This window comes from Rhodococcus sp. Leaf278 (assembly GCF_001426085.1).
Classification (GTDB): Bacteria; Actinomycetota; Actinomycetes; order Mycobacteriales; family Mycobacteriaceae; genus Rhodococcoides.
The window spans coordinates 145133-168629 of record NZ_LMRR01000006.1; the positions used below are offsets into that span (position 1 = coordinate 145133).

Annotated in this window: 26 protein-coding genes; 8 read left to right on the forward strand and 18 right to left on the reverse strand. The window is 63.3% G+C overall.

What is annotated here, in order from left to right; translation table 11 throughout:
- Window positions 1-124: 124 nt before the first annotated feature.
- On the forward strand, window positions 125-949 hold the full coding sequence (locus tag ASG84_RS08280) for a dienelactone hydrolase family protein (protein ID WP_057476558.1): 825 nt from the start codon (window positions 125-127) through the stop codon (window positions 947-949).
- A 132-nt stretch (window positions 950-1081) separates the two neighbouring features.
- Window positions 1082-1981 carry a 3-hydroxyacyl-CoA dehydrogenase gene (locus ASG84_RS08285; protein WP_082520866.1) on the forward strand — a complete coding sequence of 300 codons (900 nt, stop codon included), beginning with the start codon at window positions 1082-1084 and terminating at the stop codon, window positions 1979-1981.
- A gap of 18 nt (window positions 1982-1999) precedes the next feature.
- Here ASG84_RS08285 and ASG84_RS08290 read toward each other — a convergent pair whose 3' ends face one another.
- Window positions 2000-2752 (reverse strand): alpha/beta hydrolase family protein, encoded by a 753-nt coding sequence (locus ASG84_RS08290; protein ID WP_057476560.1) that lies wholly within the window; start codon window positions 2750-2752, stop codon window positions 2000-2002.
- A gap of 96 nt (window positions 2753-2848) precedes the next feature.
- Entirely contained in the window at window positions 2849-4051 is a 1203-nt protein-coding gene (locus ASG84_RS08295) for a helix-turn-helix domain-containing protein (protein ID WP_162248324.1), read from the reverse strand.
- Between the two features lie 129 nt (window positions 4052-4180).
- On the opposite strand from ASG84_RS08295, the gene ASG84_RS08300 reads away from it, so the two are divergent.
- Both ASG84_RS08300 and ASG84_RS08305 read left to right on the forward strand, forming a co-directional pair.
- Window positions 4181-5845 carry an FAD-binding dehydrogenase gene (locus ASG84_RS08300; RefSeq protein ID WP_057476561.1) on the forward strand — a complete coding sequence of 555 codons (1665 nt, stop codon included), beginning with the start codon at window positions 4181-4183 and terminating at the stop codon, window positions 5843-5845.
- A complete protein-coding gene (locus ASG84_RS08305) occupies window positions 5842-6789 on the forward strand; it encodes an MBL fold metallo-hydrolase (RefSeq protein WP_235581590.1) in 948 nt (315 codons plus the stop codon). Before ASG84_RS08300 ends, ASG84_RS08305 begins: the two co-directional genes overlap by 4 nt.
- Here the strand turns inward: ASG84_RS08305 and ASG84_RS08310 are convergent.
- From ASG84_RS08310 to ASG84_RS08320, 3 genes are all read right to left on the reverse strand, one after another.
- Complete coding sequence (locus tag ASG84_RS08310; RefSeq protein ID WP_057476517.1) at window positions 6777-7541, reverse strand: alpha/beta fold hydrolase; 765 nt, start codon at window positions 7539-7541, stop codon at window positions 6777-6779. The two genes, ASG84_RS08305 and ASG84_RS08310, sit on opposite strands and share 13 nt — an antisense overlap.
- Window positions 7538-9253, reverse strand: a complete 1716-nt coding sequence (locus ASG84_RS08315) for a hypothetical protein (protein WP_057476563.1) — start codon at window positions 9251-9253, stop codon at window positions 7538-7540. Before ASG84_RS08315 ends, ASG84_RS08310 begins: the two co-directional genes overlap by 4 nt.
- 76 nt (window positions 9254-9329) lie before the next feature.
- A complete protein-coding gene (locus ASG84_RS08320) occupies window positions 9330-9722 on the reverse strand; it encodes a LuxR C-terminal-related transcriptional regulator (protein ID WP_156399427.1) in 393 nt (130 codons plus the stop codon).
- A gap of 203 nt (window positions 9723-9925) precedes the next feature.
- Here ASG84_RS08320 and ASG84_RS08325 point away from each other — a divergent pair, with 203 nt between their 5' ends.
- Window positions 9926-11170: a TetR family transcriptional regulator C-terminal domain-containing protein gene (locus ASG84_RS08325; RefSeq protein ID WP_057476518.1), complete on the forward strand. Its 1245-nt coding sequence runs from the start codon at window positions 9926-9928 to the stop codon at window positions 11168-11170.
- 12 nt (window positions 11171-11182) lie between these two features.
- Here the strand turns inward: ASG84_RS08325 and ASG84_RS08330 are convergent, their stop codons facing one another.
- The 7 genes from ASG84_RS08330 to ASG84_RS08360 form a co-directional block, all read right to left on the reverse strand.
- Window positions 11183-12451 (reverse strand): PP2C family protein-serine/threonine phosphatase, encoded by a 1269-nt coding sequence (locus ASG84_RS08330; protein WP_082520867.1) that lies wholly within the window; start codon window positions 12449-12451, stop codon window positions 11183-11185.
- A gap of 15 nt (window positions 12452-12466) precedes the next feature.
- A complete protein-coding gene (locus ASG84_RS08335) occupies window positions 12467-12919 on the reverse strand; it encodes an ATP-binding protein (protein ID WP_057476519.1) in 453 nt (150 codons plus the stop codon).
- A 28-nt stretch (window positions 12920-12947) separates the two neighbouring features.
- Window positions 12948-13337: an STAS domain-containing protein gene (locus ASG84_RS08340; protein WP_057476520.1), complete on the reverse strand. Its 390-nt coding sequence runs from the start codon at window positions 13335-13337 to the stop codon at window positions 12948-12950.
- Window positions 13338-13368: 31 nt separating this feature from the next.
- Window positions 13369-13725: an STAS domain-containing protein gene (locus ASG84_RS08345; protein ID WP_057476521.1), complete on the reverse strand. Its 357-nt coding sequence runs from the start codon at window positions 13723-13725 to the stop codon at window positions 13369-13371.
- Between the two features lie 157 nt (window positions 13726-13882).
- Window positions 13883-15475: a phytoene desaturase family protein gene (locus ASG84_RS08350; protein WP_057476522.1), complete on the reverse strand. Its 1593-nt coding sequence runs from the start codon at window positions 15473-15475 to the stop codon at window positions 13883-13885.
- On the reverse strand, window positions 15472-16749 hold the full coding sequence (locus tag ASG84_RS08355) for an APC family permease (protein ID WP_082520877.1): 1278 nt from the start codon (window positions 16747-16749) through the stop codon (window positions 15472-15474). Before ASG84_RS08355 ends, ASG84_RS08350 begins: the two co-directional genes overlap by 4 nt.
- Window positions 16750-16784: 35 nt before the next feature.
- The gene (locus ASG84_RS08360; RefSeq protein WP_057476524.1) at window positions 16785-17222 is read right to left on the reverse strand and encodes an SRPBCC family protein; all 438 of its coding nucleotides are present in this window, start codon (window positions 17220-17222) and stop codon (window positions 16785-16787) included.
- 176 nt (window positions 17223-17398) lie between these two features.
- On the opposite strand from ASG84_RS08360, the gene thiD reads away from it, so the two are divergent.
- On the forward strand, window positions 17399-18190 hold the full coding sequence (thiD, locus tag ASG84_RS08365; protein WP_057476525.1) for a bifunctional hydroxymethylpyrimidine kinase/phosphomethylpyrimidine kinase: 792 nt from the start codon (window positions 17399-17401) through the stop codon (window positions 18188-18190).
- 103 nt (window positions 18191-18293) lie between these two features.
- A complete protein-coding gene (locus ASG84_RS08370) occupies window positions 18294-18599 on the forward strand; it encodes a hypothetical protein (protein ID WP_057476526.1) in 306 nt (101 codons plus the stop codon).
- A gap of 49 nt (window positions 18600-18648) precedes the next feature.
- Here ASG84_RS08370 and ASG84_RS08375 read toward each other — a convergent pair whose 3' ends face one another.
- The 6 genes from ASG84_RS08375 to ASG84_RS08400 all read right to left on the reverse strand — a co-directional run bounded on the left by ASG84_RS08375 (window position 18649) and on the right by ASG84_RS08400 (window position 22106).
- The gene (locus ASG84_RS08375) at window positions 18649-18876 is read right to left on the reverse strand and encodes a hypothetical protein (RefSeq protein ID WP_057476527.1); all 228 of its coding nucleotides are present in this window, start codon (window positions 18874-18876) and stop codon (window positions 18649-18651) included.
- A gap of 28 nt (window positions 18877-18904) precedes the next feature.
- The gene (locus ASG84_RS08380) at window positions 18905-19162 is read right to left on the reverse strand and encodes a lipopolysaccharide assembly protein LapA domain-containing protein (protein WP_057476528.1); all 258 of its coding nucleotides are present in this window, start codon (window positions 19160-19162) and stop codon (window positions 18905-18907) included.
- A gap of 86 nt (window positions 19163-19248) precedes the next feature.
- A complete protein-coding gene (locus ASG84_RS08385) occupies window positions 19249-19419 on the reverse strand; it encodes a CsbD family protein (protein ID WP_027495724.1) in 171 nt (56 codons plus the stop codon).
- A 114-nt stretch (window positions 19420-19533) separates the two neighbouring features.
- A complete protein-coding gene (locus ASG84_RS08390; RefSeq protein ID WP_057476529.1) occupies window positions 19534-20340 on the reverse strand; it encodes a transglutaminase-like domain-containing protein in 807 nt (268 codons plus the stop codon).
- Between the two features lie 83 nt (window positions 20341-20423).
- On the reverse strand, window positions 20424-21443 hold the full coding sequence (locus tag ASG84_RS08395; protein ID WP_057476530.1) for an LLM class flavin-dependent oxidoreductase: 1020 nt from the start codon (window positions 21441-21443) through the stop codon (window positions 20424-20426).
- A gap of 81 nt (window positions 21444-21524) precedes the next feature.
- Window positions 21525-22106 carry a TetR/AcrR family transcriptional regulator gene (locus tag ASG84_RS08400; protein WP_235581591.1) on the reverse strand — a complete coding sequence of 194 codons (582 nt, stop codon included), beginning with the start codon at window positions 22104-22106 and terminating at the stop codon, window positions 21525-21527.
- A 94-nt stretch (window positions 22107-22200) separates the two neighbouring features.
- Here ASG84_RS08400 and ASG84_RS08405 point away from each other — a divergent pair, with 94 nt between their 5' ends.
- Complete coding sequence (locus ASG84_RS08405) at window positions 22201-23343, forward strand: acyl-CoA dehydrogenase family protein (protein ID WP_057476531.1); 1143 nt, start codon at window positions 22201-22203, stop codon at window positions 23341-23343.
- Window positions 23344-23497: the final 154 nt, after the last annotated feature.

A 23497-nucleotide genomic window follows, 5' to 3' on the forward strand; every position in this document is an offset into this window, starting at 1 on the left:
GCCCGAGATCGTACCGCTGCTGCTGCGTAGTTCAGACCCAGGGCGAAAGCCGATTCGATGATCTAGCGTTGCTCACATGCGTCTGCCCGACGCGGTCGACTCCCTCGCGCAAGGACGTACTCAGATGGCCGATGACACTCTGGCAGATTTCGAGCGAACCGAGTTCACCGCGGACGGGCGCACGGCACCTGTCTATCGCATCGGCACCGGGCCTGCGGTCATCGTGATGTCCGAAATGCCGGGCATCACGCCGAAAGTGGCGGACTTCGCACGTACTGTCGCCGGAATCGGATGCACCGCAATCGTTCCGCATCTGTTCGGCGTCGACGGGAAGGACCCGCTGACCGCGCCCTTGGGAGTGCTCGGCACCGTTGCCACCATGTCGCGCGCCATGGTGCCGGCCTGCATCAGTCGAGAATTCACCATCCTGGCCACCGGCAAGTCATCGCGGATCGTCGTGTGGCTGCGGGCCCTCGCGGCCGAGGAACACCAGCGGTGCGGCGGACCGGGCGTCGGTGCCATCGGAATGTGCTTCACGGGCGGGTTCGCCCTCGCAATGGCCGCCGACGACCGATTGATCGCACCGGTGCTCTCCCAACCGTCTCTTCCGTTCGCGGCATCGACGTCACGTAGTCGTTCCATCGACATCAGTGCCGGCGACCTTTCGAAGGTGAAAAGCCGTTGTGCTGCCGGAGAACTCACTGTTCTCGGTATGCGGTTTGAGGGCGACAAGATGTGTCCACCTGCACGGTTCGAGTTTCTGAGGGAACAACTCGGCGACGCATTCGTGTCGGTGGAATTGCCTGATTCCGCGTTCAATCCGGAAGCATTCGGGCCGCCACACTCCGTCGTCACCGAAGGACTCATCGACGAGCCGGGTCAGCCGACCCGGCAGGCTTTGGACCAGGTACTCGACCTGTTCCGCAGTAAGTTGCTCGCAACGCCGTGAGGCCCCGCGGTGCGAACAGGTCGTCGGTCGAGTCGATCCACTGTTGGACCCCACGAGACGGTGGCTCTGCGCTCAGCGGTAGAACTTGGAGAGCAGGAAGCCAGTGACTCCACAAAGGGAAGTGTGTCGTCCATGACCGATGTTCAGAACGTGACCGTATTCGGAACCGGAGTGCTCGGTTCGCAGATCATGATGCAGGCTGCCTACCACGGAAAAACCGTTGTGGGATACGACATTTCCGACGAACTACTTGCCAAGCTGCCGGATCGCTGGGAATGGATGCGCGGATACTACAAGCGTGACCTGAAGACTTTCGACGAGGCGCGATTCGACGAGGCCATCGAATCCATCACGACCACCACCAGCGTCGCCGAGGCCGTTTCGGACGCCGACCTGGTGATCGAAGCAGTCCCGGAGGATCTCGACCTGAAGAAGAAGGTCTGGTCGGATATCGGCGCGTCCGCTCCGCCGAAAACTATCTTCGTGACCAACTCGTCGTCGCTACTACCCAGCAGTTTTGCCGAGGCCACCGGTCGGCCGGAAAAGTTTCTTGCATTGCACTTCGCCAATCTCGTGTGGCGGTACAACACCGGTGAGGTGATGGCAACTGCTGCAACGGATCCTGCCTACTTCGATGTCATATTGAACTTTGCTTCGGAGATCGGTCTCGTTCCTGTTCCGGTCCGAAAGGAAATTCCGGGATACGTGCTGAACAGTCTGCTGATCCCGCTGCTGCAAGCGGGAGCCAACCTGTACGTCGGCGGGGTGGCCAATCCGGCAGACATCGACAACGTGTGGCGCATAGCCACCGGGGCACCCGCCGGTCCGTTCCAGATATACGACACCGTCGGCTTCAACGTCGCAGCACACATCGCGCGCGCACACGGTGGCGAGGATCAGGTCAAATTTGCCGACATACTGCAAAAGGGTATCGACGCGGGAAAGACCGGTCTCGGGGACGGTGAAGGCTTCTACACGTACGACTCCGACGGCCAGCGACTCGATGCTGTCGAGTCGTGGAACATCAACTGAATCGCTCGACCCCGCCTGTCAGAGGTACGGATCCGCCCAGGCGCTGATGATCCGACCGGCACGAGCTGCTTGATTCTTGCCGGTGAGAAGGTGATTGGCCCCCTCGAGCGAAACGAAGCTCCGGGGGTGGCGGGCGGCCTGGAAGATCTCGCTGGCGTTGTCGATCCCTACCGTGTTGTCGGTGGGGGAGTGCATGACGAGCAGCGGTCTCCGCAGGGTGGTGATGCGCTCGCGCAAGTCAGCTTTGCGGACGTCGTCGACGAACTGTCGTTTGAGGGTGAGCGCTTTGCCGCCGGCGTGGAACGGCGCTTCGCCCTCCTCCTGGATCCGGTGGATGAGTGCGTCGTAGTTGTGCTCGACGTGCGCGGGCTGAAACGGGGCGGCGACGATGGCGACTGCTTCGACCGTCGGACAGTCGTGCGCCGCAGCAATGGCCGCCGAGCCGCCGAAGGAATGGCCGACGAGCAACTTCACCTCGCGACCGGTCGCGTTCATGAACTCGACGGCCTTGACGGTGTCGTGCACCTTGTTCGAGAACGAACCGTCGCCCCAGTCGCCCTCGGAGTGACCCAGACCGAGATTGTCGAAGCGAAGCATTCCGATGCCGTCGGCCGCGAGCTGCTTGCACATTCGGTTCGCCGCCGGGCAGTCCTTGCCCAGCGTGAAACCGTGAGCGAATACGCCCCACCCTCGCGCCTCACCCTCGGGAACATCGACCACGCCGGCCAGGGTCGGTCCGGTAGCGCTGGGAAAGGTGACCTGTTCCGACATACCGGTCATCCTAGGATCGACCACTCCAGCTCGAGCAATCAGGCACGGTCGCGTGTGCGCATGATCACCGACGACGCTGGGTTCAGCCGAGCCGGGTCAACCGAGTTGGCGTAGTTGGATCGCGGTGTCCAGTGCCAGTCGATGCCACGCCGAACGCGGATCCCGACCGGTCAATTGCTGAGCCCGCCGCAACCGATAGCGCAACGTCTGCGGGTGCACCTGCAGACGGGTGGCAGCGGCCGTCGCTGTCCCGGTGGAGATGAAGGCCGAAAGACCTTGCAGAATATGTTCGTTCGCCGCCTCGGTCAGCGGACCGAGCACGCTACGCACCACCTCGTACGTGTTCGCTGTGGGGCGCGCTGTCAACAGTGCCAGTAGTTGCCCGTCGCCGTGATCGAGCAATGCGCGGTCGTCGAACGCGTGATCCGGTGCGGTGTCGAGCGCTTCCGAGGCGAGTCGCCACGAACTACTGATACCGGTAATGGTCGATTTTTCCACCAAGCATCCACGCAGCCGCAGATCTCGACACGCGAGGTCGGCCTCGGTGCGGTGGATCGATGGTGGCAGCAGCACGATCGCGCGATGCTCGTGCCGAGTAACCAGGTGGCTCCGCTGACCGGACGTCGCGGTGCGGTCCGGTGGAACGAGTCCCACTGCGAGAACTAGCGATTCGACGGTGTCGTCGGACATGGGCCGACCCGGATCGGCAGATTGCACCACGAGCAGGTTCGGGTGTGTGGGCAGCTTCAGGTCGAGTTCGCGAGTACGGTCCGACACCGTCCCGGGTGAGTTGTGTCTGGCAGCCAGCAAGTCGTCGAGCAACGCGGCGTGCGCCTGCGCACGGTTGGATGTGAGCTGTTCGCGCGCAACGACGTACGCGCCGATGATCTCCTCGGAGATGGCATCGATGGCGTCGAGCACGCCGAGGCCGAGTTCGGCGATGTCCGGTGGGTCGAGTACATCCAGATACTCGGTTGTGACGTGCCGAACGAACACGCTCGACGCAACTCGATACGCGCGCAGCACATCGGCCAGTGGCCGACCGTCTGCGGCGCGCGCGGAACCTATTGCTCGGAATCTCTTGTGGTCACGGTCGTCGATCGTCCGATCGCCGTGTGCCCACAGGGCCATCAAACGCCTCAGTGACCAATACGCGATGGCCTCGACATCGGCCAACTGTGCACCCTGCAGTGATCGGTAGACCGGGATCGCGTCGCGAATCGCGTGTACGGCGGATGCGACGACGGGGCCCAGCTCCGATTCGATCTTCGCGACGACGGCGACCCGCGCTGGGTACATCGATCCACCTCCCCACATTTTGTCAGTATCTGATAAATCGTATAGTCATTCGAGTCGATTTCCTTGAGTTCCGGCGGCGACGACAGCACAGTCGAGGGAGACATCCGGGTCGAGCAGAAGAGTGGGGCAATGGACGCAGACGTGATCGTGGTGGGCGCAGGCTTGGCCGGACTGGTGGCAACCGCCGAATTGGCCGACGCAGGAAAGCGTGTGCTCCTCCTCGACCAGGAGCCCGAGCAGAATCTGGGCGGACAGGCGTTCTGGTCACTCGGCGGGCTGTTCATGGTCGACACTCCGGAACAGCGACGCATGGGTATCAAAGATTCGGCCGAACTGGCCTGGCAGGACTGGCTCGGCACCGCGACATTCGACCGCGGTATCGACGATCCCGCCGGCGAGGATTACTGGGGTCACCAGTGGGCGCGGGCCTACCTCGATTTCGCGGCGGGAGAGAAGCGGTCCTGGCTGCACGCCCAGGGCGTGCGGTGGGTTCCCATCGTCGGCTGGGCCGAACGCGGCGGATACCTCGCCGACGGCCACGGGAACTCGGTTCCACGCTTCCACTTGACCTGGGGCACCGGGCCGGGTGTCGTCGCACCGTTCGAGCGCCGCGTCCGCGAAGCCGCCGACAAAGGGCTGGTGCGCTTCGGTTTTCGTCATCGGGTCGACGAGTTCGTCGTCAGCGCAGGGGTGGTCGAGGGTGTGCGCGGCGCAATTCTCGAGCCCAGCGAAGCGGAGCGCGGTGCGGGCAGTACTCGCGTCGAGGTAGGAGAGTTCGAGTTGCGCGCCGGTGCGGTGCTCGTCACTGCAGGTGGCATCGGAGCGAATCACGATCTGGTGCGAGAGAATTGGCCGGCTCGTCTGGGAACGGCTCCGAAATCTTTGATCTCGGGAGTCCCCGAACACGTGGACGGCCGCATGCTCGGTATCACCGAGAAGGTCGGCGGTCGTCTGGTCAACAAGGACCGGATGTGGCACTACACCGAGGGCATCAAGAACTGGAACCCGATCTGGAAGAACCATGGAATCAGGATCATTCCAGGACCGTCGTCCATGTGGTTCGATGCGCGTGGCCGCCGCTTCCCGGCTCCCAACTTCCCGGGCTTCGACACCCTCGGAACATTGAAAGCCATCCAGGACAGCGGTTTCGAGTACTCGTGGTTCGTCCTCACCCAGAAGATCATCGAGAAGGAATTTGCGCTGTCGGGATCGGAGCAGAACCCGGACATCACCGGCAAGAACCTCAAGCTCGTACTCGGCCGAGTCTTGCCCGGTGCCAGTGAACCGGTCGAGGCGTTCAAGAAGAACGGCGAGGATTTTGTTGTCGCCGACACCATCGGTGAACTCGTGCAGGGAATGAACAAGGTCGCCGGCGAGGACCTGATCGACCTGGTGGACTTGCGCCGGCAGATCGAGGCTCGCGACCGTGAAGTCGACAATCCGTTCACCAAGGACCTGCAGGTCTCCGCGATTCACAATTCCCGTCGTTCGCGCGGGGAGCGCATCGCGCGTACTGCGTCTCTGCACAAGATTCTCGATCCCAAATCGGGGCCGTTGATTGCGGTGCGATTGAACATCATCACCCGAAAGACGTTGGGCGGAATCCAAACCGACCTTCAGGGCCGCGTTCTCGACAGCGAGGGGCAGGCGATCGAGGGGTTGTGGGCGGCAGGCGAGATTGCCGGATTCGGCGGTGGAGGAGTGCACGGATATCGCTCCCTGGAGGGAACGTTTCTGGGCGGGTGCATCTTCGGGGGCCGCCAAGCCGGGCGTGCGCTCGCGGCGCAGGCGTGACGGTGTTCCGACGCCTCGGTCGGCCCCCACTGCCGGGCCCGTCGGAGATCGCCACCACCGCTTCGGCCACTCCTCGCTCGCCGGTGACGGTGTCCTTTCTCGGTGTCAGCACGGTCTTGTTCGACGACGGCGAATCCGCAATTCTCACCGATGGGTTCTTCTCGCGCCCCTCGTTGGCGAAAACCCTTGTGTTGCCGCTTCGCTCCGACATGCAACGCATCGACGCTGCCTTGCGCAGAGCAGGAATCACCTCGCTCGACGCTGTGCTGTGTGCCCATTCGCATTTCGATCACGCACTCGATTCAGCGGCGGTGGCTCGGATGACCGGGGCGGTTCTGGTCGGTGGTTCCTCGACCGGTTTCATCGGGCGGGGTTCGGACCTACCCGACGACCGAATCGTCGTGGTGGAGAACGGTAGAACGACCGAGCATGGAAATTTCGCCGTCACCTTCGTCGAATCCGCGCACTCTCATCCGGATCGGGCGCACGGGGAGATCGAGCGACCACTGAGCCAGCCCGCACGAGCGCGCGAATATCGGTGCGGCGAGGCGTGGTCGATGCTGATGAACCACATGCCCAGTGGCCGGACCGCACTCGTCCACAGCAGCGCAGGTTTCCGGGTCGGCATGCTAGACGGAAGCCACGCCGACGTGGCCTACCTGTCGATAGGCCAACTCGGCCGGCAATCGCGCGCGTTCATCGAGCAGTACTGGCGCGAGACGGTTTCGGCGGTCGGAGCCCGACGGGTGGTTCTGACGCACTGGGACAACTTCTTTCGACCTGTGCACAAGCCCCTGCACGCACTCCCGTACGCCTTCGACGATATGCCCGCCTCGATCGCTGTGCTGAACGACTGCGCGCGAAGAGACGGAATTGTCCTCGAGCTACCGACGCTGTGGCGACGCGGCGACCCGTGGGCCCGAGGGACGCGTCAGTCCGTCTGATCCTCGATCGACTCGACGATCAACCGCGCACACAGAGCCGGGTCGTCGATCATCGGAACATGGCCGACGTCCGGTGCGGTGACGAACCGGGCCCGGGGCAGGCGCTGTCGGGCAATGGGGACGAACTCTGCCGGCGGAAAGATGCGATCGTGAGCCGCCCACGAGACGGTGATCGGGCAGGGCAGCTCGAGCAGCGGGTCCATGCTTTCACGAGTGTTCAATAATTCGTACGCTGCGTCGCACCCGACGAGATCTCGAAACGATCGAACGGCCTGCTGCGGCGTCATGCGGTCTCCGTGAACTGCGATGTCGCGCATTGTAATTCGGCGAGCAAGCCCGAAATTCATCAGCGCTGGGGCGAGGTGACGAGTCGCGTCGGCCAATCTCTTGGTACGGATCAAGGTGGCTCGACTCGCGCCCGGCTTTTCGTCCTTCTTCCACAGTCCTGCAGGTGAGAATGCACAGACCGAACGCGCGCGTCCCCGTCTCGCCAGCTCGACGGCCATCCATCCGCCCATCGAATTTCCGGCGATGTGTACTGCATCGAGTCCGCGCGAGTCGAGTTCGCGTTCTGCAGCATCGGTGACGGCAGCAATGGTGGCTGCGCCGGCGAGCGTCGGGCCGCCACGATGACCGGCCGCGGTGGGAGCAATGACGTCGAACCGTTCGGCGAGCAACGGTACGACGTCGTCCCACGCAGCTCCCGACATGGTGACGCCGTGCAGCAACATCAAGGCCGGTTTTGTCCTCATCGGCTGAACGCTGCCAGGCGAGTCGACACTTGCTCCGGTAAACCGTCGTTCTGCTTCTGCGCCGCCGTCAGGACGTCGAGATGGTTGTATCCGTGCAGCGTGATCGGAACGTCGTTCGGGCTGTCGGACGCACCCAGATCCAGGCCACCGTCGCCTTGCAGGGTCAGCACGGGGTTGCGGCTCACGCCGTCGCGGTGGAGGTAGTGGGCGGCAATCGACGGCGAGGTCGGTTGCCCCAGATCGGTGGTGATAGCCGTCGGGAAGTACCACTCGGTGAAGTCCAGGGGTGGTTCGCTCAGGCTCCGCGCGATCTGCGAGATGGAGGTGACCTCCTTCGAAGGATCGGTGTAGTCGTTCGGGGTCATCTCGTCGTAGTCCTGCCAGGTGTAGACGACGGACGGATCTCCATAGCTCGTCGGTGCCGCCTTGCGGTCGCTGCCGAAGAGCTGGCCGAGAAACGGAATCGTGGCGATCACTTGGTTGGGCATCGGGAAGTACTTGTCCTGAACGGGGCCGCCGCCGATGAAGCCGACGCTCGTCTGCAGAAACCCGAGTGGCTGGGAATTGTCGTCGAGCAGAGCGCCGACAACTGCGTCGTTGGTCGCGTACAACGTCCGGACGTCGGGTCGACCGGTGGCGGCCATCAGCGGGTCCTTCGACAGCAAGGTTCGTAGTGTCGTGTCGAAATTGAGGCTGTGCGGAAGTCGGTCCACGATGTCGTTGATTCCGGTCGGGTTCAATCGCGCGGCAAGCCCCGCCATCGCCAGGAGATTCGTGGTCTCCGGATTGATGACGGCCGGGAGCCGCGTCACGGGATACACGTCTGTCAGCGCGCCCGACGCAGCCTCGAGTGGGGCGGCGAGTGAGGGCGGAACCTCGGGAATCTCGAAGTTCCTGACGGGATTCGGTGGACCGGCCTTGATCACGGTGTCCAGGGCGAAATACCCTGAGCACTGGTTGTATCCGATGTCGTCGGTGGTCGCCGGGTTGCCGTCGAAATCCCAGTTCGCGAAGTAGCCGGTCAGAAACCCGCCCAGTGAATGTCCGCCGCAGAGCACCTTCTGCTTGCGAACGGCCTGATCGGGAAACTCGAGACGAAGCACGTCGTATTGGTCGCGCATGGTCTGCGCCAGCCCTTGGTCTTTCAACCATGCGGTGCCGACACCGTCTGCGTATCCGGCGAAGGTTCGGCCGTCGGCGGTGCCCCCACCGAAGTAGTAGTCGGTGGCGATGTCGAGGTCGTTCGCGGCGAGGGCGGCCTGCGTTCCGGTGTGATCCTCCAGGCAGTTCGAGCGACGGTCGAGAGCCCAGAATTCGATGTGTCTGCCCTCGGCGTCGGCTGCGGCGACGGTGTTGCGGGCAACCGACTCGAAGGCACCCGCACCCTCGAAAATCCCGGGTTGCGCTACCAGCACTCGGTCGGCGTCTTCTGAATCCTCGGGACCGTCCGCAGCGCGGTATCGCAGATACGAGAGTCGATCGCATTCCGCCGGGTGTGGGCCGAAGTCGGCCGGGAGCGGTGCGTCCAGACCGACGACCGTCGCCACGACACCGGTGACGGGTGACGAAGACTCGATCCTCCGTTCGGTGCGGCCCGTCATCGACTCGGCAGCGACTGATGGCGGTACCGCCACAGCAACCGATATCACCAGTGCAGCGCACACAGTTGGACCTACGAACGAGCGCAGCACATGGTCCGCAAGATTTGTCATGGCCCCCACCATCGGAACGAGATCGACGTGCGTCTGGGAACCTAGCACCGAACCGTGCGATGGGGGGCGCAATCGGTTACAGGTCGTCGAGGGTGACCAGGCCGTCCTGCAGTGCTCTCGCGACCAGCGACGCTTTGGTGGGTGCGGCCCGACCGACCCCGGCATATTTCGCGCGAATACGGGACAGATGAGTGTTGACCGTACCCAGCGCGATATGCAGGACCGCGCACACTTCTTGCTTGGAGTCGCAACGCAACCAGGCACCCAGGACCGCGATTTCGCGCGTGGTCAAACCCGGATCAGCGAACTCGGCCGGCACCCGAGGCTTCTCGGTGCCGGGGTTTGCGGTGGTTCGTGAGCGGACCGTCGACGCGCTTCGACGAGGCGCAAATCGATGTGACGGGTGCATCGGCGCACCGGACGCACTGTCGAGCGTCGTGGTCGTCGCACCCGTGTTCGTGTTCCGCATGGCATCCGACCCCCGTTGTCGTCTTGGGTGTTTCGCTCATCCGACCACGCCGCAAAATATGAAACAACACCATTGTGTTCGAGGATCGACCCCTAATTGGACATTGATATCCATCAAACTTTATGTAGCTATAAAGAATTGCCTGACATGCGTATTGCTATAGTCGTCCATCCACCAGATCGAACATCCGTAGGCGGCTGTCGTTGAGCTCGAAATCCACACCACGTGAAGAACTGCTCGGGGCGGGTTTGCGCTTGCTGGCCGATCTCGATATGTCGGTGCTGGCGAAATCGTTGTCGATTGCCGCGATCGTCGACGAGGCGGGACTGTCGCATCAGACCTTTCACAACGTGTATCCCGGCTCATCTCGTGCCGGGGAACGTGGCGGCAAGGAAGCGTTCGTGGAGGATCTACTCGCACATGTGTCGTTGCAGTACTCGCCGCTCGACGAGCCCGGCGAGCAGTCTTCCTCCGAACTCGCGGACTATTTCGAGCACCTGACATCAGGGTTGATGCGGAGAAGAATGATCGGGGGCATGATCGCCTCCGATCATGCCGGGGCCCGATCGTCGCTGGCACCGGAATTCGATGCCATGGATCGCGCCGCGGCGAGCGCAGTTCGGAACAAGCTTCGCGCTCGCGGCGGTTCGGTGAAAAGGCCACTGACGGTGGCCGACTTGTCCACTGTCTTCGTTGCCTTGCTCGACGGCCTCGCTTTTCGGGAAACTGTCAGCCCGGGAACCATCTCCCCGGCACGGGTGGCCGAGGTCGTCGATTCGCTGCTGGACTGGGCGATAGACCCGGTGCATTCGGATCGATGGCAGGGCACCGCGCAGCAGGTCGATGCTCCCCGATCGCTCGACACGGTCGATCCTGCACACGATGACATCGAATCAGATGTCATTGCGGCTGCCGAGACGTTGTTCTCGGAACATGCATATTTCTCGGTCACTCTCGCAGACATCGCGTCGGCCTCCTCGCTGACCGTCACCGATCTCAAACGCCTCTTTCCTAGCAAGGTCGACATCATCGTCGCCGCACTCACCCCCGAATTCGAGCGTGTTCTTCGGCTGGGCCGCGCCGATGCCCGGCTCGAAGTGGAACCCGTTGTTGCACTGAGGCGTTCGGTCAGTCGCTTGGCAGAGTTCGTGGCGCGTAACCGAGCCATGAGCTCGGGGATGTTGCTTGCGTTGAGTTTCGAGCAAATTCACGAGCCCGGTACCGTCACCACCATCAGGGAGCATCTCCCTGTGCCGTCAGCGCTCACTCCGATCATCGAAAGCGGGCAGCGCCGAGGTGTTTTCGCTACCGATGCGTCTGCACTCGAATTGGCTACCATGCTCGCCAACAACGTCGTGATCAGATCTCTGACACGATCGGCAGAATCTCCGGAGGAAATCGCCGACAACGTACTCAGGGTGTTCCTGTCCGGAATGCTGTCTCGTTGAACTTTCTGAGAGCTACGCCTCGACCGCGCCGGTCTCGGTAATGGGGACGTCGAAGGCGAGCAGAGCCACGTCGTCCTGAAGTCCGTCGCCGAACGACGCCAGCAGGGCAGTGAGGTCGTCGACGATCTTCGGAGCTGTGGTGGGCCCCATCTCGGCGACGAAGGTCTCGAGGTTCCCGTTGTCGTCGAAGCGGGTTCGGCCCGGCCCCACGATGGCTTCGGTGAGGCCGTCGGTGTAGAAAGCCATGACGTCACCCGGTTGGAGTGTCACCGATGCCGACTCGAAGTGCGGCTCGGACAGGGCACCGACGAGCTGCCCGCCGGTCGTGTCGACGAAATCGACTGCAGCGTTGTGGGTTACGCGTATCGCAGGTGGGTGCCCGCCGCTCGCGAGGTGCACCACCGCGCCGTTCGGTTGCGGAGTGATGGTGCCGAACACCACCGTGCAGAACCTCGGGTCGTCGCCGTGAAACTCGTGATGCAGAACGGTGTTGAGGTTCTCCAGCACCGCAATCGGGTTGCGGTCGAACACCGCCGCGGCCCGCAAGGTGTACCGGGTCAGAGACGTGACGGCGGCGGCACCGGCACCCTTGCCGCTCACGTCACCGAGAAAGAAGCCCCACGTGTCTTTGTCGAGGGGAAACACATCGTAGAAATCACCACCGACTTCGTCGAGGGACGCGGGGTGATAGTGAGCTGCTACGTTCATGCCGGTGGGAGCGGAAAGGATCGGTGGCAGCAGAGTCCGCTGCAGCGTCGACGCCAAGATCTGTACTTGAGTTCGTTCGGCCTCGGCCAGTTTCCGGGCTTGCTCCGACTCTCCCAACGCATCCTGGGATCGATCGAGTGCTGCTTCGGCATCGTCCTGAGCTGCCTCGGCATTGATACGGGCGTCGACCAGATCCTGTTCGCGAACGCGGCGTTCGGTCTCGTTGTGCAGCGTCATCGTGACGGTCATCGCGCCCGACTCCGAGCGAAGCCTGTTGGCCAGCACGGACACCGCGGTGGACGATGCTCGCCCCGGCGCGCCGGTCAGATGCGCAGCAGTCCCGATAGGCACGTCCGACTCGGAGGTGGACGCCGCGTCGAGCAGGCCGGCCAGCACCGGCGCGAACTCGGTGCCGAAGAGATCTGCGACCGGGGTTCCTTCCAAGGATTCGCGACTGCGGGCCGTGATTCGAGAGGCGGCCACGTTCGCGTACAGAATTCTTCCGCTGGCGACGTCGACCGAGAACACTCCGCAGGGCGCAGAGGCGAGTAGTTCGGCAGCCGAAGCGGTCATGTTCACTCCTCCTGGTCAGGTCGCGCGATGGGACGATCCGATGGGGCCTGCCGCGGCGAGCGGATTGCTCCACACGACGGTCACCACCGTCCCGAGTCCGGGGCGGTGATCGACCGACAACTCGTCCGACACGGCGGCGGCCAGTTGCAGGCCATGGCTGCGAGTGGTCGTCGGTGTCGGGGGGTGCCACGTTCCGGTGTCGGAGACGGTCACGGTGAGCGTCTCGTGATCGTATGCCGCGGTGATCGTCATCGTTCCGGTCTCGGGTGACGTGCGGTAAGCGTGTTCGACGACGTTGGCGAGGGCTTCGTAGACCCCGAGCACGATGTCGTCGACCAGAGCCCGGTTCACTCCTAGTTCGAGAACCCAGCGCTGCAACCGCCGTCGAAGCGTGCTTGCCGTTGTGGGCTCGGCTTGTGCTGTGTGGCTCCAACGCAGAGGAGCGGACGCCGAAGTGCTTTCGGTCACGATCTTCGCTCCGGCCGGCTATTGGATGTCATCGGTCGACCTCGCCGTTGTGAGCCGACGATTGCACGTGCGCAACCGCGTCCGGAACGGTGGTGAAGGTGGCCATCACGCGATCGATTCCGCTGAGCTGCACCGGTCGAACGACGACTCCGTTCACTGCGACCAACGCCATGCGCGAGGCGTCCGGCAGTCGATCACAGACCCGCACCAGCACGGTGATTGCGCTCGATGACAGAAAACTCACGTCGGTCAAGTCCACGACCAGGCCCCCGTCGGCGGTATCCGCTGCTGGGAACGCTGTGGCGGACAGTGCGGGGATGGTGTCGAGATCGAGTTCTCCTCGAACAGTGAGTACGGTCGTCGAGTCGTGCGCAGCCGACACGATCTCGAACGGCCCTCCGGTCGGCTCCTCTGACATGGTTCCGACGTTACCCGTTATCGAGAGCGATTCACGACCGAAAAGTGTCGATCAACAACTCACCGGCACCGAGTACGTCGAGAACCATGCGCATCGATCGCGCAGGTGCGAAGACTGCGATCTTGCCGGGATGTACGTATGTCGCGTCGATGATCGCGTTCGCGACACCCGAGTACATGAACGACGCCTCGGACAGGTCCACCACGACCTGTTCGCTGGTGGACGCCAGGCGGTCGAGACTGTGGACGAATTCGGCCCGGGTGGACATGTCCAGTTCGCCGAACACGCGCAATGTGCTGTGACCACCGTGGTTGCGAACCGTCTCGAGTCGGAATACGCCTTCGTCGTCGCGAAGGGACCGTTCCATGGTTGCAGTGCTCGTCAACATGTCGTTACCTCTTCCCCGAAGCGCTCGAGCCGATCGGTGTACCCGTACGGCGCGAGGCGCTGAGTTGTTGTGCTGTCAACTATGCCAGTGCCCGATTTCGGAAGGCGTCGCCGAATGTATCGAACCGATAACGAAAGATCTCGGTTCGATAACGCCACTACCTGGCCAGTAATTCGATGAGCGAACTGGTGACTTTCTTCTTCATCCAGCCGCGTACTCCGCGCTGACCGAGTGCAGCCCGTGCCGCGTTGAGTCCGGCTGCCCCGTGTACCCCGCCACCGGGATGTGCCGATGCTGAACCGAGAAACAAACCCTCGACCGGGGTCTCCGACCGTCCCAGCCCCGGCGTCGGCCGAAAAATCAACTGTTGCTGCAGCTGTGCGGTCCCTCCGTTCACTGCGCCCCCATGCAGATTGGGATCGGCCCCGTGCAGATCGCTCGGTCGCTGCACGACCCGGCCGACGATCGAATCCACGAATCCCGGCGCATGAGCTTCGAGAACGCTGTCCACACGGTCGGCGACGGTGTCGGCCGACGCATCGTCGACGACGCCTCTCGGTAGATGGGTGTAGGCCCACGCGCTTTCGGTACCTTCCGGCGATCTGGTCCGATCGGCCGTGGTCATCTGGCCGAACAGCATGAACGGGCTCTGTGGAAGGTTTCCGGTGGTGAGGTCGGCTGCCCAGTGCACCAGGCCGTTGTCGTCGGCACCGAGGTGAACTGTGCCCGCGTCCGCCAAAGACGGTGAGTTCCAGGGTATTCGACGATCGAGGGCGTAGTTGACCTTCACGACCGGGGTGTCCCACTCGAAAGTGCGGAGATCGTCGTGCACTCGGCGCGGAACTGCGTCGAACGGAAGCAGTGAGCCGTACAGAGCCGGTGCCGACACATCGGCGACGATTGCCCTACGGGCGCGGAACGTGTCTCCGGCCGCCGTGTGCACCGCACGCGCGCGACCGCCGCGAACGTCGATCGACTCGACCAGCTGTCCGCATTCGAGCGCGGCACCCGATGCGGCCCCTCGGCGAATCAGAGCCCCCGTCAGCGCCGATGAGCCACCGACAGGGGCGGGGTAGCCGACGTCCTGCGCCAGCATCGTGAGTAGGTAGCCCATCATTCCGCTGACCGGGGCATCGGTGGGCACGTCGCCGTGCATTGCATTTCCCAGCAGCAAGCAACGCGCAGCCTCGCTGTGAAACAGCTCGTGCGTCATCACCCGGGCGGGAAGGGCCGCGAAACGCACGAAACGCAGAGTTTCGGACGGTCCGAGGGCGCGGGCCAACCGAGCTGCGGGTGCCACGGGCGGGAATGGCCCGAACAGGGAACCGAGGAGCGGCCCCCGAACGAGTTCCCATTGCTCGAAGAGCCGCAGCCAGGTATCGCCGTCGCGCGCGTCGTGCTCGGCCAGCATTGCGGCCGTGGTCTCGACATCATGATGGACCACCGGCGCGTCGGTGTCCTGTGGAGACCGGGCGTGGCCGTACACCGCGGGGGAGTGCGACCATTGCAACCCGTGTCGTTCGAGCTCGAGCGCGGTCATGGCCGGCGATGCAAGCGCCATCGGATAGAAGGCGCTGTAAAGGTCGCTGGTGAAGCCCGGAACCAGCTCGGCACTGCGTACAGCACCGCCTGGCTGCTCGGCAGCTTCGAGGACCACGACGTCCCAGCCCGCGTCGGCCATCGCTGCAGCAGCCACCAATCCGTTGTGACCGCTGCCGATGACGATTGCGTCGACTTCGGTGGAAGTCATGGGGAAATGCTCCTCTGCTCGATGTTCCTGCTGCTGAGAACCCTACTGACGAAATACGACGCGATTCCCACCGCAAGGAGCAGTCCGGCCCGAAGCCACGTTGCTCCCGACTGTTGGGTCAGGAGTACCGCGCAGGTGATGAGCGCCAGCATGGGAAGTGCTGTGGGCGTTCGGAAGTGGTCGGTATCCGCACGATCACCGCGCAGGACGAGAACCGCGACGTTGGTGCTCACGAAGACGAACAACAAGAGCAGCACGACTGTCTCGGCCAATGCTGCCACGGAACCGGTCGAGCACAGAATCATTGCGACGAGGGTGGTGCCCACGATGGCCGTCCACGGTGTCTTCCTACCGGGCAGAACCTTGGCCAGCGCTCCGGGGAGCAGACCGTCCCGCGCCATCCCGAATGTCAGTCGCGACGCCATGATCATCGTCAGCAACGCGCCGTTGGCCACCGCGACGAGTGCGATCAGGCTGAACACCCAGGGCGGGATACCCGCGTCTGCGGCGGTGACGACCTCGAGCAGTGGGCCTGTCGATTGCGCCAGCGTGTCGGCAGGAACGACGGTCGAGACTGCGAGCCCGACGAGCACGTACACCACCCCGGCCGCCGCGACGGCCCCCAGCAGAGCGCGGGGGTAGACCCGACGCACGTCCTCGACTTCTTCGGCGATGTTCGCCGAAGTCTCGAAGCCCACGAACGAGTAGAACGCGAGCAGGGCCGCCCCGAGCACGGCCAGCGTAGGGGTTGTTTCATCGGTGAATTCGAGGACGCGAGAGGGGGTGCCATCGCCGCGGCTCAGTACGAGACCGGCCAGCGCGATGACGACGACCAGACCGGACACTTCGACCACCGTCATGACGAGGTTGGCCCGAAGAGACTCGGTGATCCCGCGCGCGTTGAGCAAACCGATGAGCAGCAGGAAGATCACCGCAGCGGGTACGGCCGGCACGTCTAAGAACACGCCCAGATAGTCGCCCGAGAATGCAAGCGCCAGACCGGCCGCGCTGGTGACTCCAGCGGCGAGCATCGAGAACCCGACCAGGAACGAGACGAGCGGTTTTCCGTACGCCTGTTGCGCGAACACGGCTGCGCCGCCCGCTCGTGGGTACTTGGTGACCAACTCCGCGTACGACGCCGCGGTGAGCAGCGCCATCAGCAGGGCGACGAGCATAGGAAGCCAGATAGCTCCGCCTACCTCACCCGCGATCTCGCCGACGAGAGCGTAGATTCCGGCACCGAGCACGTCGCCGAGAATGAACACGAACAGCATCTTCCCCGAGACTGCTTGTCGCAGTGGAGTGTTGCTCACGGTGCAGTGGACCGCTCGGCCAGAAGTGCAAGCCTGCGCAACGCCTCGGCGTTGCGTGGATGCGCGAGCACATGCTGAATGCGGTCCGGCATCAGGTCGAACGGTGCAGTGATCGCATGTTCGATGATCTCGATGCGGCATCCGGTCGCTGTCGGATGCAATCGCACCACGATCGACGCCTTTCCGAAGGGCAGTGCACGCGCCTCGAGTCGGATTTCACGCCCGACGTGCATTCCCACCGATCGGGTCACGTCACTGAGTACCGCGGGCCACGCGCCGACCGAATGATGGATCGAGCTCCCGGCAGCAGGCCAATTGCTGTCGACGGCACGTATTCGAGAAGCGCCGACAACCCATGTCGCGTAGCTCCATCCGTTTGTGAGAACGTCCCATACGTCGTCACAGCTGGCTGTCGTGTTCCGCTGGGTGGGCACGATTCGGCCTCCGAACTCTCGTGGTGTCCGCTGCTCCTGGGCTCGAAGTCGATGTACAACGCGGGGTGGGGTCGTCGGAAAACGCCCCGAATCGGTCGTATGCCCCGAAACTGCCGGACTCAATCGGATGCCGACCACCTGATTCGCGGTCGACCGCGAATTGTCATACTGAGTGCATGTCGACAATCGCGTATGTCATTGCAGGCTCGGAAGCCACCGGCGGAGCTGGTCTGCAGGCAGACCTCAAGACATTCGAGCGGCTCGGGGTGTACGGCGTCGGAACGATCACCTGCATCGTCTCGTTCGACCCGAAGTCCGGCTGGGGTCACCGGTTCGTCTCCATCGACAGTTCGGTCATCGCCGATCAGATCGAAGTCGCCACTGCCGCACACGATCTCGATGTCGTCAAGATCGGCATGCTAGGTACCCCCGGCACCGTCGACACGGTCGCGAACTCGTTGCGTTTGCAGCCGTGGCGGCACGTGGTCGTCGACCCGGTGTTGATCTGCAAAGGCCAGGAACCCGGTGCCGCGCTCGACACCGACAATGCCCTTCGCCGCGACATTCTTCCGCTGGCCTCCGTGATCACCCCCAATCTGTTCGAGGCGCAGACGCTGTCCGGAATGGATGAGATCGTCACCGTCGACGACCTCGGCGAAGCCGCGAAGAGAATCGCCGACCTCGGACCGCGGTTCGTGGTGGTCAAGGGTGGTGCCGGGCTGCCCGGCGACGAAGCCGTCGACGTCGTCTACGACGGTTCCGACCTGACGGTGCTGCGCGCTCCCAAAGTAGGCGAAGAACGCGTGTCGGGTGCGGGCTGCGTATTCGCAGCGGCCATCACCGCAGAGCTGGCCAAGGGCGCGGACGTGCTCGACGCCGTTGCGACGGCCAAGGACTTTGCGCACGCCGGCATCGTCGGCCGGCTCGCGAGCCGCGCTCCGTTCGCCGCCGTGAGCTGGCACGACTGACCGTCCGGTCCAACGCCAGGTTTACCTCCGGCCTCGATCGGGCAGGCAAGGTGGACGGTTTGTCTCGAATAGAGCAAACGGTCCGAATCCGGAGGGGATCCACATGGCAGACCAGAACTCGCGCGAAGCCGACGCCGGGGCGACCGACGACGATCGGACAACCCGCGGGCACGCGGGTGAGGCAATTGTCGACACCCGCAACTGGCCCGGCTACATCTGCATCGGAGTGGCATTGGTGAGCGTCGGTCTCACTCTCACCGCGGCAGGTTACGGATTCACCGGGTGGGTGTGGATCGGGGCGATTGCCGCACCGGTTCTTCTCGTGGCCGGGGTTGCCTTGGTCCTCTTGGAGCGTAAGCGTGTCAAGGCCCTGGAAGGCAAGTCGCTGACCGACCCGGCTGGACACTGATCGCAGTCCGAGCAGCCGGTACAACCGGTCGACGTGTCCGCCGACCGGCCTAGCGCAGGGATTTCTTGGACTTGCGTTCCTTCTTGCCCTGCGCCTTGTCGGCCCGCCGTTGTGCGAATCTGCCGGCTGATTTCAAGCCCCTGGACACGACGTTGTCCTTGCCCGTTCGCCTTTCGAGGCTCTGCCCAGCAAAAGCCAACAGTCGAGCGAGGATGGGAAGCCCGATCGCCACGATGAGGTAGCGGTACAGGTACTTGCGTGCCAGCAAGGGAAGCATCGAAAAGGTCCTCTCGTGTGGGAGTCTGTCAGCGGACGGCGCGTCGTACCTTCAGTGCGGCGGTAGCAGTCAGCGTGATGACGGCACCCACGACGGCTGCGCCGAGCAGCGAAACGCCTTGGCCAAGATCGAAGTTCCAGCCCAGGAAGTTGATCGTGGTGTGCACGGTGTTCTGCAGTACGAAGATCACCAGTGCTGCGACGAGTACGAGCGTGATGAGCAGGGCGAGCTTCGAGGCGAATCCGCCGCGGCGCTTGGTGGTCGTGGTGTCGGTCGATGCGGTCATGAGGGGTTTCCGTTCTGGGGTGTGAAGGTGGATGAAGTGCAAGTGCCGCCGATCATCGAGATCGGCGGCACTCGATGGGGTGGGGGTTACTTGAAGGTGTCCTTGATGTTCTCGCCGACCTTCTTCACGCCTGCCGAACCCTGATCCTTCTTGCCCTCGGCCTCGAGGTCCTTGTTGTTGGTGGCGTCGCCGACAACTTCCTTCGCCTTGCCGATGGCGTCTTCTGCTGCGTTCTTGGCCTTGTCGATGAAGCTCATGGTGTTCGCCTTTCAGGTGGCTGTGAATGTTGGTAACGGATAAATAGTCGGTTTTCTCGACCAAAAGCAAACGCCGAGGAAGTGTGATCTACATCACTGATGCGACGCGGGAGATCAGGTGAGGGAGACCAGCTCGGTGATGTCGTCGTGCGGAAGCTCGCCGTCGACCACGGCGGTGACCACGGAACTGTTCAGCGTGATGGCACCCTTGTGGTTGTCCAGGAATGCCGTGTCGGCGGCATCGCGACCGACGGAGATCCGAACCAGTGTCGACCGGGGTGCGAGGCAGGTAGCGTCGACAACGCGCCATTGGCCGCCCACGAACGCCTCTGCCACAGCATGGAAGTCCATCGGATCGCAGCCGGGTGCGTACACCGCCACCAGGCGGGCCGGCACGTTGACCGCACGCAGCATGGCGACCACGAGGTGCGAGTAGTCCCGGCAGACGCCCTGTCCGGCGAGCAACGTGTCGACAGCACCGTCGATCGGATCACTGCTTCCCGGAACGTAACTCAGCCGAGCGCCGACCCACGCCGAAATCTTCGCCAGCAGTTCCTCGGAGTCCGCGTAGTCGCCGAATTCTGTTGCGGCGAAGCCGTAGAACTTGTCGGCCTCGGCGTACCGACTCGGTCGCAGATAGAGCGACATGTCGTAATCGGTGACCGGAGCCGGAGCGGTGTTGCCCAGGATCGTAGCGTCGTACGAAACCTGAAGGTTGCCGACATCGGCGGGCATGACGTGAATGCGGTTGCCGTGCGGCCCGCTCACTTCCTTCGCCTCGATCGGGTTGCCGTCGAGGACGAAGGACAGCGATTCGGTGACCGTCGTGCCTGGGTGCGGGGCAATCGCGATCTGGAATTCGAGTGTGGTGGCGGCGGTGATGTCTACATCGAGGCGCGCGGATACGTCACGTTTGAGCATGGGGACTCCTGCAGGTGGCGGTGGGTGAACCTGCTGCCAGTACCCGTATTCACCGAAACCAATCGCGCCTGGTCACGGAGTGATCAGCGCCACCCCAGTGCGGGGGCCACCTCGCTGAGCAGCGTCTCCAGTACATGAGCGCAATAGTCCACGCCCAACTGGTTCGGGACGGTGAGCAGGAGAGTGTCCGCGGCGGCGATCGCCTCGTCTGCGGCGAGTTCTTCGATCAGCCGATCGGGCTCACCCGCGTAGGTCTTGCCGAATCGCGCCTTGCCGCCGTCGAGGTAGCCGACTTGGTCGTCGCCACTTCCCTCCCGTCCGAAGTAGGCGCGATCGAGGTCGCTCACGATCGGAAAGATGCTGCGGCTGACGGATGTTCGAGGGGCGAAGTCGTGGCCTGCGTCGCTCCACGTCTTGTGAAAACGCTCGATCTGCTCGGCTTGCAACTGATGGAAGGGCACTCCGGTGTCTTCGCTCAGCAGGGTCGAGCTCATCAAGTTCATGCCCTGGCGTGCTGTCCACTCGGCCGTCTCGCGGGTGCCCGCACCCCACCAGATGCGTTGGTGCAGACCTGGTGCATGAGGTTCGAGGCGCAGCAGTCCGGGCGGGTTGGGAAACATCGGCCGCGGGTTCGGCTGAGCGAAGCCCTTGCCTTCGAGGAGGTCGAGGTAGATGCGGGTGTGCTCGCGAGCCATGTCGGCATGATCGGAGCCCTCCGCGGGGGAGTATCCGAAGTACCGGTAGCCCTCGATGACCTGCTCGGGCGATCCTCGGCTCACGCCGAGTTGTAACCGCCCGCCCGAGATGAGGTCGGCCGAGCCGGAATCCTCGGCCATGTAGAAGGGATTCTCGTATCGCATGTCGATGACGCCGGTACCGATTTCGATTGTGCTCGTTCTCGCACCGACGGCGGCGAGCAACGGAAACGGAGAGGCGAGTTGGTTGGCGAAGTGGTGCACGCGGTAGTACGCGCCGTCGGCTCCGAGTTCTTCGGCTGCCACCGCAAGATCGATCGACTGCAGCAGCACATCCGACGCCGATCGCGTCTGTGACTGCGGGGACGGGGACCAGTGACCGAAGGACAGGAATCCGATCTTCTTCATCACGTGCTCTTTCGTTGAAGGATCAACCATATTCACTGTACTTCAGCACGTGTCTGGGTGAATTCATTCCCGACTGTGCTGCTATGCCCCGATGCCGGCCGTCAGTAATTTCGCCAGTTCGAGGTACGCATCTCCGTCACTCAGGCCGGTCAGTCGGAACACCTCTCGCGTCTGAATTCGGACCATGACCGAGGATGCGACGTCGCCGACGAAGGCCGCGTGCACGTCACGCACCTCGCCGCTGGCGACTCCTTCGCTGATCAGCTCCTGGACACGTCGTGCGGCGATTGCGGTGTTTCGCTCGTACACCGAACGCGCCGACTCCAGTGATGCCAGATCGGTCATGAACTGTTCCGATGCCGATTCCAGAGCTGCTCCGACGGCGGTGAGATAGGTGGTGATGCGATTGCGCGTGCCGTCCACCTCGGCGACGGCGTTCTCGACCTGGGTGGTCATGGACTTGAAGTAGTGCACTGTGGCTGCGCCGACCAGCTGATCTTTGCTGGACGCCAGGGTGTAGAGGGTGGACTTGGAACAGCGAAGCCGTGCCGCGATGGTGTCGAGTGTGAGGTGCGCGAATCCCTCGGTCAAGAACAGGCTCACGAGTTGGTCGAAGAGTTCGGAACGGCGCGCCGTGGCGTGCGAGGTCACGGGTGCGTTCACATCAAGGATGGTACTGCATCGACTTGTGCAGTACTGTTCATCAGTACTGCGGATCACCCTGCAGTACTGATGCTGAAAGTCCCGGAGGTTGTCCGTGCCCGTCGATCGCCTGTTGCCCACCTCAGAAGCACGTGACCTCATAGCGCTCACCCGAGATGTGGCGGACAAGGTACTCGACCCGATCGTCGACGAACACGAACGTCGTGAGACCTACCCGGACGGGGTGTTCGCAACATTGGGCGAGGCGGGCCTGCTGAGCCTGCCGTACGCCGAAGAGTGGGGTGGTGGCGGCCAGCCCTACGAGGTCTACCTGCAGGTTCTCGAAGAGCTGGCATCACGTTGGGCCGCAGTGGCTGTCGCGGTGAGCGTGCACGGTCTGGCCTGCTATCCCATGATGGCGTTCGGTACCGATCAGCAGAAGGAAGACAAGCTCCCCGGCATGCTCGGCGGCGCACAAATCGGCGCGTACTCGCTGTCCGAGGCGCAGGCCGGTTCGGACGCCGCCGCGCTCAGTTGCAAGGCCACGGCAACCGACGGTGGCTACACGGTGAACGGATCGAAGGCCTGGATCACGCACGGCGGTGTGGCTGATTTCTACAACCTTTTCGCTCGCACCGGAGAAGGCTCGAAGGGAATCTCGTGCTTCCTCGTTCCGAACGGAACCGAGGGTCTGAGCTTCGGCAAGCCCGAGGAGAAGATGGGGTTGCATGCGATCCCGACGACCTCCGCGCACTACGACACCGTGCACGTACCCACCGAATGGCGAATCGGGGCGGAGGGTCAAGGACTTCAGATCGCCTTCAGTGCGCTGGATGCCGGAAGGCTCGGAATTGCTGCTGTCGCAGTAGGTATCGCCCAGGCAGCGCTCGACGATGCAGTGAAGTACGCCCAGGAGCGCACTGCGTTCGGCAAGAAGATCATCGACCATCAGGGGCTGGGCTTCGTGCTGGCCGATATGGCGGCTGCGGTCGATTCCGCCCGTGCCACATATCTCGATGCAGCACGTCGCCGGGATGCAGGACTTCCCTACTCCCGCAACGCTTCTGTGGCAAAGCTGATCGCCACGGACGCCGCCATGAAGGTGACCACCGACGCAGTTCAGGTGTTCGGCGGTTACGGCTACACCAGGGACTTCCGCGTCGAGCGATACATGCGTGACGCCAAGATCACCCAGATCTTCGAGGGCACCAACCAGATTCAACGTCTGGTCATCGCGCGGTCGCTCGCAACCAACTGACGGTCCGTACCCGGCTTTCCAACAACGTAGGGGACATCTGCATGACGACAACCGAACCCGATATCCATACCACTGCGGGTAAATTGGCCGATCTTCGTAAACGTCTCGCGGGTGCGGAGCATCCCTCGGGTGAGGCGGCGGTGGAGCGGGTCCA

Bases quoted from the DNA above. Each gene is read 5' to 3' on its own strand.
- ASG84_RS08280 (WP_057476558.1), top strand. From the start codon at position 125: ATGGCCGATGACACTCTGGCAGATTTCGAGCGAACCGAGTTCACCGCG.
- ASG84_RS08285 (WP_082520866.1), top strand. From the start codon at position 1,082: ATGACCGATGTTCAGAACGTGACCGTATTCGGAACCGGAGTGCTCGGT.
- ASG84_RS08290 (WP_057476560.1), bottom strand. From the start codon at position 2,752: ATGTCGGAACAGGTCACCTTTCCCAGCGCTACCGGACCGACCCTGGCC.
- ASG84_RS08295 (WP_162248324.1), bottom strand. From the start codon at position 4,051: ATGTACCCAGCGCGGGTCGCCGTCGTCGCGAAGATCGAATCGGAGCTG.
- ASG84_RS08300 (WP_057476561.1), top strand. From the start codon at position 4,181: ATGGACGCAGACGTGATCGTGGTGGGCGCAGGCTTGGCCGGACTGGTG.
- ASG84_RS08310 (WP_057476517.1), bottom strand. From the start codon at position 7,541: ATGAGGACAAAACCGGCCTTGATGTTGCTGCACGGCGTCACCATGTCG.
- ASG84_RS08315 (WP_057476563.1), bottom strand. From the start codon at position 9,253: ATGACAAATCTTGCGGACCATGTGCTGCGCTCGTTCGTAGGTCCAACT.
- ASG84_RS08320 (WP_156399427.1), bottom strand. From the start codon at position 9,722: ATGCGGAACACGAACACGGGTGCGACGACCACGACGCTCGACAGTGCG.
- ASG84_RS08330 (WP_082520867.1), bottom strand. From the start codon at position 12,451: ATGACCGCTTCGGCTGCCGAACTACTCGCCTCTGCGCCCTGCGGAGTG.
- ASG84_RS08340 (WP_057476520.1), bottom strand. From the start codon at position 13,337: ATGTCAGAGGAGCCGACCGGAGGGCCGTTCGAGATCGTGTCGGCTGCG.
- ASG84_RS08345 (WP_057476521.1), bottom strand. From the start codon at position 13,725: ATGTTGACGAGCACTGCAACCATGGAACGGTCCCTTCGCGACGACGAA.
- ASG84_RS08350 (WP_057476522.1), bottom strand. From the start codon at position 15,475: ATGACTTCCACCGAAGTCGACGCAATCGTCATCGGCAGCGGTCACAAC.
- ASG84_RS08355 (WP_082520877.1), bottom strand. From the start codon at position 16,749: ATGCTGTTCGTGTTCATTCTCGGCGACGTGCTCGGTGCCGGAATCTAC.
- thiD (WP_057476525.1), top strand. From the start codon at position 17,399: ATGTCGACAATCGCGTATGTCATTGCAGGCTCGGAAGCCACCGGCGGA.
- ASG84_RS08370 (WP_057476526.1), top strand. From the start codon at position 18,294: ATGGCAGACCAGAACTCGCGCGAAGCCGACGCCGGGGCGACCGACGAC.
- ASG84_RS08375 (WP_057476527.1), bottom strand. From the start codon at position 18,876: ATGCTTCCCTTGCTGGCACGCAAGTACCTGTACCGCTACCTCATCGTG.
- ASG84_RS08380 (WP_057476528.1), bottom strand. From the start codon at position 19,162: ATGACCGCATCGACCGACACCACGACCACCAAGCGCCGCGGCGGATTC.
- ASG84_RS08385 (WP_027495724.1), bottom strand. From the start codon at position 19,419: ATGAGCTTCATCGACAAGGCCAAGAACGCAGCAGAAGACGCCATCGGC.
- ASG84_RS08390 (WP_057476529.1), bottom strand. From the start codon at position 20,340: ATGCTCAAACGTGACGTATCCGCGCGCCTCGATGTAGACATCACCGCC.
- ASG84_RS08395 (WP_057476530.1), bottom strand. From the start codon at position 21,443: ATGAAGAAGATCGGATTCCTGTCCTTCGGTCACTGGTCCCCGTCCCCG.